The sequence below is a fragment of the Thiovibrio sp. JS02 genome (assembly GCF_053485635.1).
In genome coordinates this window covers 2,618,152-2,634,546 of record NZ_CM130715.1, presented here as the reverse complement: position 1 = coordinate 2,634,546, position 16,395 = coordinate 2,618,152, and the positions used below count along the sequence as shown (strand labels likewise).

At 61.0% G+C, this 16,395-nt stretch carries 11 protein-coding genes; 6 read left to right on the top strand and 5 right to left on the bottom strand.

Annotation, left to right across the window (positions count from 1 at the left end; translation table 11 throughout):
• The first annotated feature begins 19 nt into the window (after window positions 1-19).
• The 3 genes from ACUUL3_RS12030 (at window position 20) to mltG (ending at window position 3,680) form a co-directional block, all read left to right on the top strand.
• Window positions 20-205, top strand: a complete 186-nt coding sequence (locus ACUUL3_RS12030) for a hypothetical protein (protein ID WP_448551673.1) — start codon at window positions 20-22, stop codon at window positions 203-205.
• Between the two features lie 70 nt (window positions 206-275).
• Window positions 276-2,567 (top strand): endopeptidase La, encoded by a 2,292-nt coding sequence (gene lon / locus ACUUL3_RS12025; protein ID WP_448556482.1) that lies wholly within the window; start codon window positions 276-278, stop codon window positions 2,565-2,567.
• 39 nt (window positions 2,568-2,606) lie between these two features.
• Window positions 2,607-3,680: an endolytic transglycosylase MltG gene (gene mltG, locus ACUUL3_RS12020; RefSeq protein ID WP_448551671.1), complete on the top strand. Its 1,074-nt coding sequence runs from the start codon at window positions 2,607-2,609 to the stop codon at window positions 3,678-3,680.
• Window positions 3,681-3,733: 53 nt separating this feature from the next.
• On the opposite strand, the gene ACUUL3_RS12015 is transcribed toward mltG, so the two are convergent.
• From ACUUL3_RS12015 to ACUUL3_RS12005, 3 genes are all read right to left on the bottom strand, one after another.
• Window positions 3,734-4,957 (bottom strand): diguanylate cyclase, encoded by a 1,224-nt coding sequence (locus tag ACUUL3_RS12015; protein ID WP_448551669.1) that lies wholly within the window; start codon window positions 4,955-4,957, stop codon window positions 3,734-3,736.
• A 5-nt stretch (window positions 4,958-4,962) separates the two neighbouring features.
• Window positions 4,963-5,886 carry a phosphate/phosphite/phosphonate ABC transporter substrate-binding protein gene (locus tag ACUUL3_RS12010; protein ID WP_448551667.1) on the bottom strand — a complete coding sequence of 308 codons (924 nt, stop codon included), beginning with the start codon at window positions 5,884-5,886 and terminating at the stop codon, window positions 4,963-4,965.
• A 134-nt stretch (window positions 5,887-6,020) separates the two neighbouring features.
• Window positions 6,021-7,535, bottom strand: coding sequence for a radical SAM protein (locus ACUUL3_RS12005; protein ID WP_448551665.1), 1,515 nt, complete (start codon window positions 7,533-7,535; stop codon window positions 6,021-6,023).
• A 279-nt stretch (window positions 7,536-7,814) separates the two neighbouring features.
• Between ACUUL3_RS12005 and ACUUL3_RS12000 the strand changes: the two genes are divergently transcribed.
• Entirely contained in the window at window positions 7,815-9,128 is a 1,314-nt protein-coding gene (locus ACUUL3_RS12000; protein WP_448551663.1) for an L-lactate MFS transporter, read from the top strand.
• Between the two features lie 52 nt (window positions 9,129-9,180).
• Here the strand turns inward: ACUUL3_RS12000 and ACUUL3_RS11995 are convergent, their stop codons facing one another.
• Both ACUUL3_RS11995 and ACUUL3_RS11990 read right to left on the bottom strand, forming a co-directional pair.
• Entirely contained in the window at window positions 9,181-11,133 is a 1,953-nt protein-coding gene (locus ACUUL3_RS11995; RefSeq protein WP_448551661.1) for an Rne/Rng family ribonuclease, read from the bottom strand.
• Complete coding sequence (locus tag ACUUL3_RS11990) at window positions 11,102-12,034, bottom strand: radical SAM protein (protein ID WP_448551660.1); 933 nt, start codon at window positions 12,032-12,034, stop codon at window positions 11,102-11,104. The genes ACUUL3_RS11995 and ACUUL3_RS11990 overlap by 32 nt, the downstream gene beginning before the upstream one ends.
• Before the next feature lie 259 nt (window positions 12,035-12,293).
• Here ACUUL3_RS11990 and ilvD point away from each other — a divergent pair, with 259 nt between their 5' ends.
• Both ilvD and ACUUL3_RS11980 read left to right on the top strand, forming a co-directional pair.
• Window positions 12,294-13,973: a dihydroxy-acid dehydratase gene (gene ilvD, locus ACUUL3_RS11985; protein WP_448556480.1), complete on the top strand. Its 1,680-nt coding sequence runs from the start codon at window positions 12,294-12,296 to the stop codon at window positions 13,971-13,973.
• Between the two features lie 78 nt (window positions 13,974-14,051).
• Window positions 14,052-16,373, top strand: a complete 2,322-nt coding sequence (locus ACUUL3_RS11980) for an LPS-assembly protein LptD (RefSeq protein WP_448551658.1) — start codon at window positions 14,052-14,054, stop codon at window positions 16,371-16,373.
• The last annotated feature ends 22 nt before the right edge of the window (window positions 16,374-16,395 follow it).

Sequence of the window (16,395 nt, the reverse complement as noted above, 5' to 3'; positions counted from 1 at the left end):
TCCATCTGCAGAGCGCAATATGGTGCAAAAAGGCGATTTGTTCAAGAGGATTTCCGGTTTCGGCCGCCATGCCGATCCCGCCTTGACTTCACTGGTGAGTGTGCTTATTTTTGCACCCTTAAACGGTCATTCCCCGGCGGCGGCGCTTTCCGCCCGCCCGGCTGGCTTTACTAAAAAACAGGAGGCCTGTTGTGGACATCAATGACTCCATAACTTCCGAGCTGAATGATTTCCATGATCCCGAGGGGCAGGAAATCCCCGAGGAGCTGCCCCTCATGGCGGTTCGCGATGTGGTCATCTTCAATTACATGATCATTCCCCTCTTTGTCGGGCGGCCCGCGTCCGTGGGCGCGGTCAACGACGCCATGGCCAAGGACAAGCTGCTCATGCTCGTCACCCAGAAGGACGCCTCGCTGGACGAACCGCAGCCCCAGGACATGTACGACGTGGGCATGGTCTGCATGATCATGCGTACCCTGAAACTGCCCGACGGCAGACTCAAGGTTCTGGTGCAGGCTCTGCGCAAGGCAAGGGTTGATGCCTTTGTCCAGGAGGACCCGCACTATATCGCCAGGATCGAGCTGATCAAGGACGAGGACGTGGGCGAGGTCACGGTGGAGGTCGAGGCCCTGATGCGCAATGTCCGGGAACAGACCGAAAAGATCCTCTCCCTGAAGGGCATCATGTCCTCCGACCTCATGGTCATCCTGAACAACGTGGAAGAGCCCGGCCGCCTGGCGGATCTGGTGGTTTCCAATCTGCAGCTCAAGGTTTCCGAATCCCAGGCGGTCCTGGAAACTTTCGAACCCGTCCTGCGCTTGCGGAAGGTGGCCGAGTACCTGCAGAAGGAGCTGGAAGTCTCCACCATGCAGGCCAAGATCCAGTCCGAGGCCAAGGAAGAGATGAGCCGCACCCAGCGGGAGTACTACCTGCGGGAGCAGTTGCAGGCCCTGAAAAAAGAATTGGGCGATATCGACGAACGCTCCCAGGAACTGGATGAACTGCGTGACAAGATCGCCCGGGGCAAGATGCCGCCGGAGGTCAAGAAGGAGGCGAGCAAGCAGCTCAAGCGCCTGGAGATGATGCACCCCGATGCCTCCGAGGCAACCATCATCCGCACCTATCTTGACTGGATTCTCGATCTGCCCTGGCGGAAGAGCACCAAGGACCGGCTGGATCTCAAGATCGCCAAGGAGGTGCTCGACGCGGATCATTACGGGCTGGAAAAGGTCAAGGAGCGTATCCTCGAATACCTGGCCGTCCGCTCCCTGAACAAGACGACCAAGGGACCCATTCTCTGCTTCGTCGGCCCGCCGGGCGTGGGCAAGACCTCGTTGGGGCAGTCCATCGCCCGGGCCATGGGTCGGAAGTTCCATCGCATGTCCCTGGGCGGCATGCGTGATGAAGCCGAGATCCGCGGGCATCGGCGCACGTATATCGGCGCCATGCCGGGCCGCATCATCCAGGGGCTCAAGACCGTTGCCTCCAACAATCCGGTCTTCATGTTCGATGAAATCGACAAGGTCGGCTCCGATTACCGGGGCGATCCTTCCTCTGCTCTCCTTGAAGTGCTTGATCCGGCCCAGAACAGCGACTTTACCGATCACTATCTCAACATGCCCTTCGACCTTTCCAAGGTCATGTTCATCACCACCGCCAACATGGCGGACACCATTCCGGCCCCGCTTTACGACCGGATGGAGGTGATCCGGCTTGCCGGCTATACCCTGGAGGAAAAGATCGAAATCGCCCGGCGCTATCTGGTGCCGCGCCAGCTTGAGGAGAACGGCATCACCGGCAAGCAGGTGCAGCTCACCGACGCCATCCTGGCCAGGGTGATCACCAACTATACCCGGGAAGCGGGCTTGAGGAACCTGGAGCGCGAGATCGGCTCCATCTGCCGGAAGATCGCCCGGAAGGTCGCCGAGGGCGGCAAGGGGCCCTTTGCCATCACCGAGCGGACCTTGAGCAAGTATCTCGGCCCGCCCAAGTTCTCACCCGAGTCGGAAACCGAGATCATCGACCAGCCGGGCATGGCCACCGGCCTCGCCTGGACCGAGGTGGGCGGTGAGATTCTCTATGTGGAGGTTTCCATCCTCAAGGGCCGCGGGAACCTGACCCTGACCGGGCAGCTGGGCGAGGTGATGAAGGAATCGGCCCAGGCCGCTCTGAGCTTCTGCCGGTCGCGTCTCAAGAAGCTGAAGCTTGCCGATAACTATTTCGACGAGGTGGATATCCACGTGCATGTGCCGGCTGGCGCCATTCCCAAGGATGGCCCCTCCGCCGGCGTGACCATCGCCACCGCCATGTACTCGGCCCTTGCCAAAAGGAAGGTGCGGCAGGATGTGGCCATGACCGGCGAGGTCACCCTGCGCGGACGGGTGCTGCCCATCGGCGGCCTGAAGGAAAAGGCCCTGGCGGCCTTGCGGGCCGGGGTCGAAACGGTGATCATCCCTGACCTCAACAAGAAGGATCTGGTGGAGATCCCGGAGGATTTGCGCAAAAAAATCACCTTCATCCCGGTGAAGAACATGGATCGCATCCTTGCCATTGTTTTTCGGGATTGAGGCAATGGTTGCCTGCCTGGCGGCAAAGGTCGGCCGCCGATGACTTTTTTGGAGGGGAGGGGGGCGGCGGGAAAAAGACGCACCCTTTTCGTCCTCGGCCGCCTGCTCGGCCTGTTCGGCGCCGTAGTGCTCCTGGCTTTTGCCGGCTGGGCTTTCTGGCTCTGGTCCTACGCCGTCTCCCCGGGGCCCCTTGTCGAGGGCGCCAGCCTCCATGTGTCGATTCCTCCCAAAACCAGCTTTTTCGGTATCCAGAAGATTCTTGTCGAAAAAGGGGTGATCCGGCCGGATCGGCGCTTCTTTCATCTCGCCCGGTACCATGATCTCACCCAGCGGCTCAAGGCCGGGGAGTATCTTTTCCGGGCCGGGCAAACCCATTATGAGGTGCTGTTGGCCCTGGCGTCCGGTTCCAGTGTGCGCTGGCCCCTCACCATCCCCGAGGGCGCGAGCATCTATCAGATTGCCGACCTCCTGGCGGCCGGCGGCTGGGGCGAGCGGGAGCAGATTCTTGCCCTGGTCCGCGATCAGGAGCTTCTCGAAAAATACGGGGCCCAGGGCGACAGCCTTGAGGGCTATCTCTTCCCTGACACCTATCATCTCGCGCGGGGGCAGGGCGTTGCCGAGATTATCGGGATGATGGCGGAGAGGGGCAGGCAGGTGCGCGGGCAGCTGGGAGACCTGGCCGATAATCCCTTCGGGCTTACCAGCCATGAAGTGCTCACCCTGGCCTCCATCGTGGAAAAGGAAACCGCTTTGCCGGCGGAACGGCCGCTCATTGCCCGGGTCTTTTTGAACCGGCTGCAGAAAAGGATGCGGCTGCAGACAGATCCCACCGTGATCTACGGGCTCACCGATTTTGACGGCAATCTCACCAGGAAGAACCTCAGGCAGCCCACCCCCTACAATACCTATGTGATCAAAGGTCTGCCGCCGGGCCCCATCGCCAATCCCGGTCGGGAGGCGATCGAGGCGGTCCTGCGGCCGGCGGAGGGCAACTACCTCTACTTCGTCTCAAAAAACGACGGCTCCCATTATTTTTCCGCCACCCTTGCCGAGCACAACCGCGCGGTCTACAAGTTTCAAAAGAGCGGAAAATCCCGGCAGGCAGGGAAATAGCGCCCGCATTGCCGGGCGGGAGGCTCTCTTCCCCCTCCGCGCTCAATCTTCCATCAGTCCTGCCCTGTCCGTTGCGAAGCGCTTGCCAGCACCACGGCGTTTCTGCCGGCTTTCTTTGCCTCATACATGGCCTGGTCGGCAAGTTCGAGCAGCCAGGTGTAGTCGTCGGTATCCTCCGGAAACAGAGCGATGCCTATGCTGACCGTGAGCTTGATCACGGTCCCGCCGGTCGACCGGAAGGGTTCCGTCTCGATCCGCTTCCGGATCTTTTCCGCGGCATGCAAGGCGGCCTTTTTGCGAGTTTCCGGCAGAAGCAGAACGAACTCCTCGCCCCCGTAACGGGCCACGCAATCTCCGCCCCTGGTCTGGCTTTTCAGGATGCCGGCAATGTGCCGGAGCGACTCGTCTCCGGCAACATGGCCGTAAGTGTCGTTCACCTGTTTGAAATGATCCACATCGAGCATCAGCACGGCAAGGGGGCAGTTATGGCGCAGGCTGTGGGCGCACTCCTCGACCAGGCGCATCTGGAAGACGTTGCGGGTGTAAAGGCCGGTCAGGGGGTCATGGCACACCTCTTTTTCCAGTTTGCCGGCCATGTCGTAAAAGGATCTGGCAAGGTCGCCTATCTCGTCGCTGTACTCCTCACCCATTCTTTTGATCGTGAAGCAGCCGCCGCCAAGATCTTCCGCGGCCCGGGAAAGGTGTCTGATCGGGCGGGCAATGTATTCGGCGAGCAGGATGCCGAAGAGGATGGCGAGACCTGAACCGAGGCAGAGAATAAGGAAAATTTTGCTGCTCAGCAGCTTCATTTCGTTTTCAATGCCGATATGCGAGTAGCTGAGGATGACGGCGCCCAGTTCCGTGCCAGCCGCCTCGATGGGAACCCGGATGTCCGTGACGGTTTCCCCTTTCTCGTTCGCGTAATGGTCGCTGAACGCCTCCCCGGTGTGCTGGCAGGGCCCCGCGTACTGTGCGCCTACCTGTGTCAGATTGTTGTGCATGACGATCCGGCAGTCGGGATCGACGACCATGGCCTGGGTGACAAATTCCTGGTCCATGGTAAAGCGCACGTAGTTTCGCAGTTCAGCCAGATCCCGGCTGATAAGGGAACGGGCGGAGACATGGGCGAGGTCATAGGCCACAGCCAGACCGCGGCGGTGGTTTTCATGGTGCATGGCCTCCTGGACCCGGAAAACGATGAGCAAGCCGGTGGCAAGCTGGGCGCCGGCAACAAGACCGATGACGAGGAGGACGATCTTGGTCTTGAGTGTGATCATGCGCGCTAACGGCCCATGGGCACGATTTTTCTGACCTCATCGAAATCGCTGTCCTTGGCGGGAATGAACCCCCCCACCTCCGCGGATTCAAGAACCTCCCCATACTCCCTGTTCTCCGGGGTCAGGGCGGTGAGCGCCGTGATGATCTTCGCCACCAGCCCGTCGTCAACTTTGGCCAGGGCCGCAAAGACCCAGGTGGGGATCTCTTCGGTTTCTCCGAGAACCCTCAGCTGGTGGGGGGGGATCTCGCTTTCGGCGATATCCTCCGGTTCGTCGAGATCCGCGAAGGAGTAGTCGCAGACCGCCCCGGCATCGGTTTCTTTTAGAAACACATTGAGGGCGATGGACTCGCAGCTGCCGTTGTGTTTGTAACCGCGCAGATCCTTCTCCGGATCGATACCCTTCGCGCCAAGAAGGCGTTTTGCCGAAAGTGACTTCGCCATGTCGTTTTCCGCCCCGAAGATGACGTGTTTCCCCTTCAGATCCTCGATCCGCTTGATGGGGCTGTCCCTGCGGACGATGATCACGCCCCGGTGCCTGGTTTTCCCTTCAGGGGTGAGGGCCTTGAGCAGTGTCTCCCGGCGGTAGAGATGGGCCAGTCTCACATAGGTGTGCGGCGCCTGGAAGGTGAATTCCACGCTTTTCGCCCTGACGGAGCGTTCAAACTCGGCGAAGTGCTGAGGGATCACGAGGACCACCGGTTGCTGGATCTGCCGTTCCAGATAGGCGGCCAGCGGTTGATAGACCTTGAAGGACTTCATGATGTCGGTGCAGGGGGTGATGGCGATCCGGACCGGCTCCGGCTTGGCGGCCGGATAGCCGGCGCCGGCCAGGAGAAGGGTGAGCATGAGGGCAGCGAAGCAACGCCGGACGCCGCCGAGGAACAGGCGTCGGCACCGGGGCGGAAGGGAATGGTTGTACCTCTGCATGTGCTGGTTCTCCTTGTCGGGGAAGTCTTTCGTGCCTCTTTTCCGGATGGGACAATGCAATATCAATGATATTGTGGCCAAGATGCGGGAAACATGCAACGAAATGTTCGTCTGGTAAAAAGGGGAAAGGCCCGTTAGGAGCGGGGTTCGGGGCTGGAAAGCACCCGCCGCAGGGCCATTGTCATGGCGCGCGCCTTGTCGGCGGCGTCGGTTTCGGCGTAGAACCGGGCGAGGAGTTCAAAGGCCCACGGATTGTTCGGGCTTGCCTCGGTCATGGCCAGGAGAGTCTTTTCCGCCCGGGGCAGTTCCCCCCGGTCGAGATGGTAAAAGTGGCGCGCCACCGAGGTGATCGGATTGGCCTTTTTTTCCCTGAAAAGCTCCTCCCTGGTGAATCCCCCCCGGCTATGGAGCAGCGCTACGGCCTGTTCATATTTTTTTTGCCATTTTTTCCGCGAGTCCGGGGAGTGGAGCAGCAACTCGCCCGCGGCGAAAAACCTTTGCGGGGGTGTCCCCTCGGCCAGGCTGGTGCCGGGATAGAGCACCAGGGGGGAGGCCACGGCGTCGAGCAGTCCTGCTTTTTTGATGAAGGCAAGGGACTCCTTTCCCTCTGCCTCTGACTCGCCCATGCCATAGATGAAATAGCCGAAGGGCCGGATAAGATGGCGCCGGAGAACGTTGATCGCTTCGATTGTCCTCCCCGGGTCGCCTTTTTTGTTCAGCAGGGCGAGCAGGCGTGGGGTGATGGTTTCGATTCCCATCTGGATCTGGTCGCAGCCTGCCTCGGCCAGGGTGGCCGCCAGGCAGTCGTCGATGAGATGCGGCGATCCCTGGGCGTTCCAGAGATAGTAAAGGCCGGCCCGGTTGAGGGCCCCGGCGAATTCTTCCACATGGCCGCGGTTGACCAGGAAGTTTTCGTCGCGCAGGCTGAAGTAGAGAGCCCCGAATGTCTTGCGCAGGTCCCTGAGGTATTTGACAAGCAGGTCAACGCGATGGTGGCGGACCCTGTTTTGCCAGAGCACGGTGGAGGAGCAGAAGGCGCAGTGGAATGGGCAGCCCCTGGAGGAGATGAGCACGGAAAAGTTTTCCGGCGCCACCCCGGCACAGTGGGGAAGCAGTTCGGAGGGGAGAAAAAAATAGCGGTTGATGTCGGCGAGCAGTCGGGCGGGGTTTTGCCTGGGACCGGCCGCGGTGCGGAAAACCACGCCCGGGATGGCCGCCGGATTTGCGCCGCCGGCAAAGAGGAAGTCGAGGAGATCGACGGTGCTCTCTTCCCCTTCGCCGCGGATGACAAAGTCGATTGCCGGCATCTGGGCGAGGATGGCCACGCCCAGCACGGAAAGCGGTCCCCCCAGGATGACGGGCATTTGCGGGGAGATTTTTTTCGCGGTTTCCGCCAGGAGGGAGGCCTCGTGGTGGCAGCCGAAAAACGCGGAAACGAGAAAGGCATCGGCTCTCATGGCCGCGAGGCTGTCGCGCAGGGCAGCGCGCGGGGTTCCGGAGAGATTGTGCAGGTGTACTCGGTAGCCCGCGGCGAGCAGGCTTTTTAAGACATTGAAGAGGCCCATGGGCACAAAGGAGGAAAAGTCATCCCTTCCCTCCCGCTGTGGTCCGCGGTAGAGCAGGGCAATCCGTTTTTTTTCGCGTTTCATGACACAGCTTCTTCCGCCGGGAAAAGGATGCCGGGCCCGAGGATTGCAGGGGCAATTTCCAGCCTGGGGCGATTTTTTCGTAAGGTACCCGTCCGCCTTTGCGAGGTCGAGAAAAATAGCGCGGCCCGGGCTGAAATTATTCTGCTTGACAGGGGGCAGCCTTCGGCGGTGTAATCAGGGTAATGGTGTTCTTTTCCAAGACAATCGCGATGTTACGGTTTCTTGGAGTGTGCGTTTTCGGTGCGGGAGGCGGCAAACCTGTTGAGATGGAGAGAGGACATGGGCGAGAAAACAGCGGACAGGGGAATTTCCGTAACAGCGGCGGGGACCGGCATCAATCTGGCCCTGGGAGTGCTCTACGCCTGGAGTATCTTCAAGGGCGCGATCAGGCAGTCCATCGAGGCGGGAGGGGCTGGCGCCTTTAACTGGGATCCCGCCAATCTCAACGATCCCTATGCAGTCTGCTGTCTGGTCTTTGCCTGCAGCATGATCATCGCCGGCAAATGCCAGGACACATATGGGCCGCGCCTGACCGCCATCATCGGCGGCTTGCTGGTGGGACTGGGCTTTGTCTGGATTTCCCAGACCGCCTCCTATCTCCACTGGATTCTCGGCTTCGGGGTTCTGGTGGGCATGGGCATCGCCTTTGGCTACTCCTCGGCGACTCCGCCGGCCCTCAAGTGGTTCCCCCCCAACAAGACCGGGTTGATCGCCGGCATCGTGGTGTCGGGCTTCGGCCTGGCCTCGGTCTATATAGCGCCTCTGGCCCAGTACCTCCTCGGTGCCTGCGGACTCTCGCAGACCATGCTCTTTTTCGGCATCGCCTTCTTGCTGGTGGTGAGCCTCCTCGCTCTTTTTCTGGTCAACCCGCCGGAGGGCTTCAAGCCGAAGGGCTTTATCGACCGCAGGGCCTGCACGGCGAAGCATGCCGCGGCCAGGAGCCTTTTCGAGGATGTCAATCTGACTCCCAGGGAGATGCTGGGCACCGCGGATTTCTGGCGGGTCTGGTTTCTCTATTTCATCGGTGCCGGCGCCGGCCTCATGGTGATCGGCAGCGTGGCCGGCATGGCGAAGAGCAGTCTGGGCGCCAATGCCTTCCTGGCCGTGGCCATCCTCGCGGTGGGCAATGCCGCCGGCCGGATTGTCGCCGGCAACCTTGCCGACAAGGTGGGGCGCTGCCGTACCCTGGCCGGGGTCTTCACCCTGCAGGCGGCGATGATGTTCGGGGCAATCCCCATCATCGGCGCGCCGCAGCCCAACGCCCTGCTGCTGGTCCTGATCGCCACCCTGATCGGCTTCAACTACGGCGCCAATCTTGCCCTCTTCCCCACCTTTGCCAAGGATCTCTGGGGCATGAAGCACTTCGGCGTCAATTACGGCACCTTGTTTACGGCCTGGGGCCTGGGCGGCTTTGTGATGAGCAAATTCTCGCAGGCCCTGAATGCCAGCACCGGCAGCTTCACCACCTCCTTCGCCACTGCCGGCGTGTTTTTGGTGGTGGGCGTCTGCTTCATCGTTTTCATGCGGGACGAAAAGGAGGAAAAGCGGCGGGAACTCGCCAAGGGGCTGCTGGCGCAACCGGGCAAGTCATAGCATAAAAAAAGCCGGCGGAAGCCGGCTTTTTTTATGGTCACCCGGCCAGGGGCTATTCCTTGAGAAAATCGATCTTGCTCTCGGTGGGCGGCATGGCGGGATCGGCGATCACCTGGATCTCCACCTGATTCTCCTGCTCCAGTTCGAGGAGGTCGGCCCGTTTCTTGTTCAGGATATACTGGGCCACCTCCATGGGCAGGCGGCAGAGCACCTTTTTTATCTGCTTGCGGGAAACCCCGGTCTGGAGATGACGCAGGTGCACCAGGGCCTGGGTCTCCACCGAGCGGACCATGCCTCGGCCCTGGCAGTGCGGGCAGATGCGGTAGCTGCCCACCGCCACCGGCGCCGCCATCTTCTGGCGGGAGATCTGCATGAGGCCGAACTTGGATATTTTCGAGAAGTCCACCTTGGCCTTGTCGCGCTTCATGCAGTCGCGCACCTTTTTCTCCACCTCGCGGATGTGCTTTGATTCCCGCATGTCGATGAAATCTACGACGATAAGCCCCCCCAGGTCCCGGAGCCTGAGCTGGCGGGTCAGTTCCTCCGCCGCTTCCATGTTGGCCAGGAAGATCGCGTCTTCAAAGTTCTTGTCCTTGCCGGTGCGGCCCGAGTTCACGTCGATGGCCACCAGCGCCTCGGTGGGGTTGATGACAATGGAGCCGCCGGAGGGCAGAGGCACGGTGGGCTGGTAGATCTGCTCGATCTGTTTTTCCACATGGTACTGATGGAAAAGTGGCTGGGAACCCTTGTGCAGTTTGGCCACCGTCGATTTGCGCTGCGCGGCCGGCAGCAGCTCCAGGAAGTTTTCCACCTGAAGCAGGGCCTCTTCGTTGTCCACCAGGATTTCCTGGATGTCGGTGGTGAAGTGGTCGCGCAGGAAGCGGGAGATGATATTCTGCTCCTTGTGCAACAGGGAGGGAGTCTTGGCGGTCTGGCCTTTTTTCTTGATCTCCTTCCAGAGGTTCAAGAGAAAACGGACATCCTGGGCCAGGGCGGTCTTGGTGATTTCCTGGCTGGCGGTGCGGATGATGTAACCGATTCCCTCGGGAATGCTGACGCTGTCCACCATCTCCCGCAGTTTGTTGCGCTCAGCCTCGGATTCGATCTTCCGGGAAATCCCGGCGCTGTCGCTGCCGGGCATGAGCACCAGATAGCGGCCGGGCAGGGAGAGATAGGTGGTCAGGGTCGCGCCCTTATTGCCGGTGGGCTCCTTCACCACCTCCACCAGCACCTCCTCGCCCTTGCTGATCACGTCCTGGATATGGAGATCCTTCCAGTGGGTATCCTCACCCACCTCTTTGGAATAATATTCGGGATGGATGTCGCTGAAGGGGAGAAAGCCGTTTTTTTCATTGCCGTAGTCGACGAAGGCCGCCTGCAGATTGGCCTCCACCGCGGTGATGCGGCCCTTGTAGATATTGCCCTTGGTCTGGGCCTGACTCACCGTTTCCACGTAAAAGGATTCCACCTTGCCGCCTTCCAGGAGCACCACCCGGCACTCCTCCGGCTCGTCGGTGTTGATGAGCAGCTTCAGGACAGTGTCCGCCTTGGCGGCAGGCTTGGCTCCGGCGGGCTTGGCAGATGCCGGGGCGTGCTCCTTCTTTTTCGGGGCCTGCCTGCCGGCGACTCCCTGCCGGGCAGGGGCCTCGGCCACCGCGGGCAGCGCCTCGTCAGCCCCGGTGTCCTGTTCGGGGGCTGTCCCTTCCGGCGTGCGTGGTTTCCGGCGGCTGCTCGGTCTCTTCCGGCGTGGGCGCCGGGGTTTCTGCCCCCCCTCCCGCGGCTGCTCGCCTTTATCTCCGGCGGTCGCCTGTCCTGCCGACTCGCTCCGGTTCTGCGGATCCGCGGAGGTGGCGCGAGGGGGGGCGGGTTCGTCGCCATTCTCCTGGCCTGTCCGTTTGGGTTTGAACCACTTGCTCACCCGGGCGATCACCGAGGTCGGTTCGTTGCTCTCTGCCTGCTGGCCGTTGGCCTTTTCATCTGTTGGTTTGGTAGTATTGTTTGCCATGGTGGCTCGTCTGTATGATGCGGCCGCTTTCGGCCAATTTTTCTAAAATGGAACGGGTTGTCGCGGGTTCCAGGTTCAGGGCTTCGCCGACATCTGCTGCCGTGCAGGGCCTTCGTTTCAGCATATCGATAATTTCATCCTCGGATGGGTTGCGGAATTTTTCCCGGCTGCGGGTGGTGAAATCAACAAGAATCTCCACGGGCACGGAAAAATGACAGGCAATTTCTTCGAGTTCTTCCCGGGTCAGGGGCTTGGCAAAGCTTTCCAGCGGGGGCCTTGCCACCGTGTTGAGCTGTACCTTGTCGGGCCGGATCTCCTTTACCGCCGCGGCCAGGGCGGCAATATCCTCGGGGCTGTCGTTGATGTTTTTTGCCAGAAGGATCTCCAGCCAGATCCGGCCGGGAAATTCCTTGCGGAACTGAACCAGCCCGGCGATCAGTTCCTGCAAGGGCGCGCAGGAGGCCGGCCGGTTGATCCGGCGGTAGCTTTCCTCCCGGGCGGCGTCCAGGGAAGGGATGACGATATCCGCCTCAAGCAGATCCCTGCGTACCTCGGGCAGGAAAAACAGGGAGCCGTTGGTCAGGACCACCACCGGCTTGCTGGTCTTTTCCTTGATGTAACGGATCACCTTGCCGATGCCGCTGTGCAGGGTGGGCTCGCCGCTGGCCGTGAGGGTGAAGACGTCCAGTCTGGCGATATGATCCGGATCGGTGAGCAGGCTGTCGATTTCCGCGAAGAGTTCGGCCAGAGGGATATACTCGCGTCGCTCGCAGGTCAAATTGGTGGTGGCGCCCACCTCGCAGTATATGCAGTTGAAATTGCATATCTTGGGAGGGACCAGATCAATGCCTTGTGATATCCCCAGGCGACGGGAGTTGACCGGTCCGAATATATATTTCATGCAGTCTTCAGGGTGCAGCCAAGGGGCGGCTGGACAGTGTTGGATCCGTTGTCTAATGGGGGTTGGCGTAAGCTCCGCGCTCGGGCCGGAGATCTTTTTACTTAAATTGCAAGTTAAAACAATCCCTTGTTATTCGCAAGGCAAATTTGGTTGCAAGCGACTTTTGCCTTGACAGCAGACGGCGGCCTGCTAAGATTCAAAATTCTGATGAAAGTATGGTAAATTCAGTAAAATAAGCGAGAATCAAGCCATGAAACAGATGCGCAGCGATGCAATCCGAAAAGGTTTGGAGCGGTCCCCGCACCGTTCTTTGATGAAGGCCATGGGCTATACCGACGAGGAAATCCGACGGCCGCTTATCGGCATCTGCCATGCCCACAGTGAAATAGTGCCCGGGCACGCCCATCTCGACAAGATTTTAGAGGCGGTCAAGGCCGGGGTGCGCATGGCAGGGGGCACCCCCATCGCCTTCGGCACCATCGGCGTCTGCGACGGCCTGGCCATGAACCATCAGGGCATGAAATATTCCCTGGCCAGCCGCGAGATCATTGCCGATTCGGTGGAGATCATGGCCATGGCCCATCCCTTCGACGGCCTGGTGCTGATCCCCAATTGCGACAAGGTCACTCCCGGCATGCTCATGGCCATGCTGCGGGTCAATATTCCGGCCATCATGGTGAGCGGCGGTCCCATGCTCACCGGCAAGTTCCGCGGCCAGGACGTGCATCTGGTCAGTGTTTTCGAGGGGGTCGGCCGGGTGAAGGCCAACTCCATGAGCATCGAGGAGATGGCCGAGCTGGAAGACAAGGCCTGTCCGGGCTGCGGTTCCTGCGCCGGTATGTTCACCGCCAATTCCATGAACTGCCTCACCGAGGCCATCGGCTTGGGGCTTCCCGGCAACGGCACCATCCCGGCGGTGGCCGCGGCGCGGATTCGTCTGGCGAAAACCGCGGGCATGGCGGTGATGAAGCTGCTCGAGGATGATATCCGGCCGCGAGATATCGCCACCCGCAAGGCCTTCGAGAACGCCATGGCCATCGACATGGCCCTGGGCTGCTCCACCAACACGGTGCTGCATGTGCCCGCCATTGCCAAGGAAGCAGGGGTGGAGTTGCCCCTGGCCTTGTTCAACGAGGTGAGCGAGCGGGTGCCGCACCTGTGCAGCCTGATCCCCGGCGGCCCGCACAGCCTGCAACAGCTGGACGAGGCCGGCGGCGTACCCGCTGTGATGCGGGAGTTGCTGAACTCCGACGCCGGCATCAACCTCGACGTCATGACCGTTACCGGCAAGACCCTGCGCGAGAACCTGGACAAGGTCAAGGTGCGGGATGCGGATATCATCAGGCCGGTGGAGGAGCCTTATCACAAATTCGGCGGCATCGCCGTGCTTTACGGCAACCTGGCCCCGGATGGCTGCGTGGTCAAGCAGTCCGCGGTTTCCGAAGAGATGCTCTCCCACAGCGGCCCGGCCCGGGTCTTCAACTCCGAGGCCGAGGCGCAGGCCGCCATTCTCGAGGGGCGGATCAGGGCCGGCGACGTGATCGTGATCCGTTACTGCGGCCCCAAGGGCGGTCCGGGCATGCCGGAGATGCTTTCCCCCACCTCGGCCATTATCGGCATGGGCCTGGGCAAGAGCGTGGCCCTGATCACCGACGGCCGCTTCAGCGGCGGCACCCAGGGCGCCTGTATCGGCCATGTTTCCCCGGAAGCGGCGGACGGCGGCCCCATCGCCTTTGTGGAGGAGGGGGACCGCATCAATATCGACATCCGCCGCAAGAAGATCGAGCTGGCCGTGGCCGAGGAGATTCTCGCCAAGCGCCAGGCCGCCTGGCAGCCGCCGGCGCCGAAGATCACCAGCGGCTATGCGGCCCGTTACGCCAGGCTGGTGACCTCCGGCAGCACCGGCGCGGTCCTGCGCGACGACGCCTGCAACAGATAGGTGCCCGGCGGAGGCCGGCCTTTGTCCGAAGCGCAAAAAAAGTGTAGCTGAACGGAGTTATCGCGCCAATGAGGAAACATGCTGCGTAACCGGAACATCCCGCATAGCCTTGCCGTTATCCTGCTCATCCTGTTCGGCTTTTCTCCGGAACCACTCTTCGCAAAGCCCGTTCCCTGGGAAATCACGGCGGACAGCCTCATTCACCTCAAGGATCCGGAGAGCATCCTGGCCGAAGGCAATGTCATCCTGACCCGGCCCAAGGAGCAGGATCCCAAGGCCATGGTGATCCGGGCGGACTGGGTGCGCTACGATGTGGAGCGCGGCACCGTCAAGGCCCGCGGCAACGTCTACGTGCTTTCCGCCCGGGACGAGATCGCCGCCAGGAGCGCCGATCTCGATCTGGAGGCGAAAACCGGCACCTTCACCGACTCCACGATTTTCATGGCCGAGACCCATATGTTCGTCCGCGGCGACGAGGTGGTCAAGACCGGCGACTTCACCTATACCCTCACCAACGGCTGGGCCTCTGCCTGCAAAACCGTGGAAGGGGAAAGAACCCCCTGGTCTTTCCGCAGCAGCAAGACCAAGCTCACCGTGGACGGCATGGCCCATCTCAGCAATGTCCGCCTCCAGGTGAAGGATGTGCCGGTGCTCTATACACCCTATCTGACCTTTCCGGCCAAGACCAAGCGGGAGAGCGGCTTTCTTTTCCCGGAGTGGTCCCATTCCAGCCGGGACGGCTTCGGAATCACGGCTCCTTTCTTTGTCAATATTTCCCCAAGCCAGGACGTGACCCTCTATCCCGGCTATCTTTCCGAACGCGGCGCCCTCTACGGCGCCCAGTACCGCTATGCGCGGGGCGCGAACTCTTTCGGCACCTTCATGCTCAGTTTTCTGCGGGATGATCTGCTGGATGGCGCGGATCTGGACGACGAGTTCAAGACCGACGGCCTGATTCGGAGAGCCAACAACCGTTACTGGCTGCGGGGCAAGGCGGATCACGATTTCGGTGACGATCTCACCGCCAGGCTCGACCTTGATCTGGTTTCCGATCAGGACTACATGCAGGAGTTCGAAGGCGGTGCCCTGGGCTATACGGCGAGCAATGATCTGTTCCTCGATGATTTCCGCCGCGATCTGCAGGAAAAAACCCTTACCGAACGCGAGTCCGCCCTGCAGCTGACCAAGGCCTGGGCCAATATGGTGTTGAGCGGGGAGGTGCGGACCAGGCAGAACGCGGCCCACGATCTGAGGCTCACCACGGATGACGGCGATGGCGTGCTGGAGAGTGGCGAGTATGTTTTTCGCAACCGTTCCACCTCTCCCCTGCAGGCCTTGCCCAGGTTTGGTTTTTCCGGCCGCATGCCCATTGGCGATTCCGGCGTGAGCGGTGCCTGGGGCACGGAATACGTCAACTACTGGCGGGAAGAGGGGCTCGGCGCCCAGCGCATGGATCTGCACCCCCAGCTCATCACCTCCCTGCCCCGGGGCGGCTGGGTGGAGGGCAAGGTCACCGGCGGGGTGCGGGAAACCGTCTACCAGATCGAAAACTACGGTGAATCCGACTGGGAGTATGACCGCTTCCAGGATCGGCAGGCCTTTGATTTCACCGGCAACATGGCCACCACCCTCATCCGCGAGTTTGACTTTGGGGCGGGCGAGGCGGACTGGCTTGAGCATATGATCCGCCCCAATCTGCTCTATGAATACGTGACCAGAACCGAGGAGCAGAGATTGCCCCTTCTCGACACGGTGGACAACCTGGAGCGGGAGAACTGGCTCACCTGGCAGCTGAACAATTATTTCGGCATGGGCGGGACGCGGGAGGATGGCGAGCTCTGGAACCGGGATTTCGCGCTTTTCAAGGTGTTGCAGACCTATGATTTCCGGGCGGAGAACCCGGAAACCATGCGGGTTGCAGCCGATGCCCGCCGCTACGACTGGTCGGATCTCCGCTTTGATTTCGAGCTGTACCCACTGGAGCGTTGGAAGGTGCGCTATCAGACCAACGTGAGCATGTACGGCAAGGGGGTGACCCGTTACCAGCTGTTGAGCAGCTATGCTCTCAGGGCCGGGCACAGCTTCTCCCTTGACTACCGCTACCTTGAGGACAGCACCATGAAGGCCCCCTATTTTTACACCGACCTGGGGGAGTCGGTGCATGACCTGACAGGCCGGATCAAGGCCAGGCTCACCGAAACCCTGCTGGCCACGGCCGCGCTGAACAAGTCCTTTTCCGCCAACCATACCGTGGAATCAAGTGTGGGGCTGGCCTACATGCCGCACTGCTGGATGGTGGAGGTGGAGGCCGTGCGATCCGTCGGCGACCAGCGGATCATGATCATCTTCTCCCTCGATGGCATTGGGCGCGCCTTCCGCTGGGGCAAGGGCAACGTCTGATCCTCTTTCCGGATAATTTTTT

Excerpts from the sequence above, each read along its gene's own strand:
- ACUUL3_RS12030 (WP_448551673.1), top strand. The coding sequence starts at position 20 with ATGGTGCAAAAAGGCGATTTGTTCAAGAGGATTTCCGGTTTCGGCCGC.
- lon (WP_448556482.1), top strand. The coding sequence starts at position 276 with ATGGCGGTTCGCGATGTGGTCATCTTCAATTACATGATCATTCCCCTC.
- mltG (WP_448551671.1), top strand. The coding sequence starts at position 2,607 with ATGACTTTTTTGGAGGGGAGGGGGGCGGCGGGAAAAAGACGCACCCTT.
- ACUUL3_RS12015 (WP_448551669.1), bottom strand. The coding sequence starts at position 4,957 with ATGATCACACTCAAGACCAAGATCGTCCTCCTCGTCATCGGTCTTGTT.
- ACUUL3_RS12010 (WP_448551667.1), bottom strand. The coding sequence starts at position 5,886 with ATGCAGAGGTACAACCATTCCCTTCCGCCCCGGTGCCGACGCCTGTTC.
- ACUUL3_RS12005 (WP_448551665.1), bottom strand. The coding sequence starts at position 7,535 with ATGAAACGCGAAAAAAAACGGATTGCCCTGCTCTACCGCGGACCACAG.
- ACUUL3_RS12000 (WP_448551663.1), top strand. The coding sequence starts at position 7,815 with ATGGGCGAGAAAACAGCGGACAGGGGAATTTCCGTAACAGCGGCGGGG.
- ACUUL3_RS11995 (WP_448551661.1), bottom strand. The coding sequence starts at position 11,133 with ATGGCAAACAATACTACCAAACCAACAGATGAAAAGGCCAACGGCCAG.
- ACUUL3_RS11990 (WP_448551660.1), bottom strand. The coding sequence starts at position 12,034 with ATGAAATATATATTCGGACCGGTCAACTCCCGTCGCCTGGGGATATCA.
- ilvD (WP_448556480.1), top strand. The coding sequence starts at position 12,294 with ATGCGCAGCGATGCAATCCGAAAAGGTTTGGAGCGGTCCCCGCACCGT.
- ACUUL3_RS11980 (WP_448551658.1), top strand. The coding sequence starts at position 14,052 with ATGCTGCGTAACCGGAACATCCCGCATAGCCTTGCCGTTATCCTGCTC.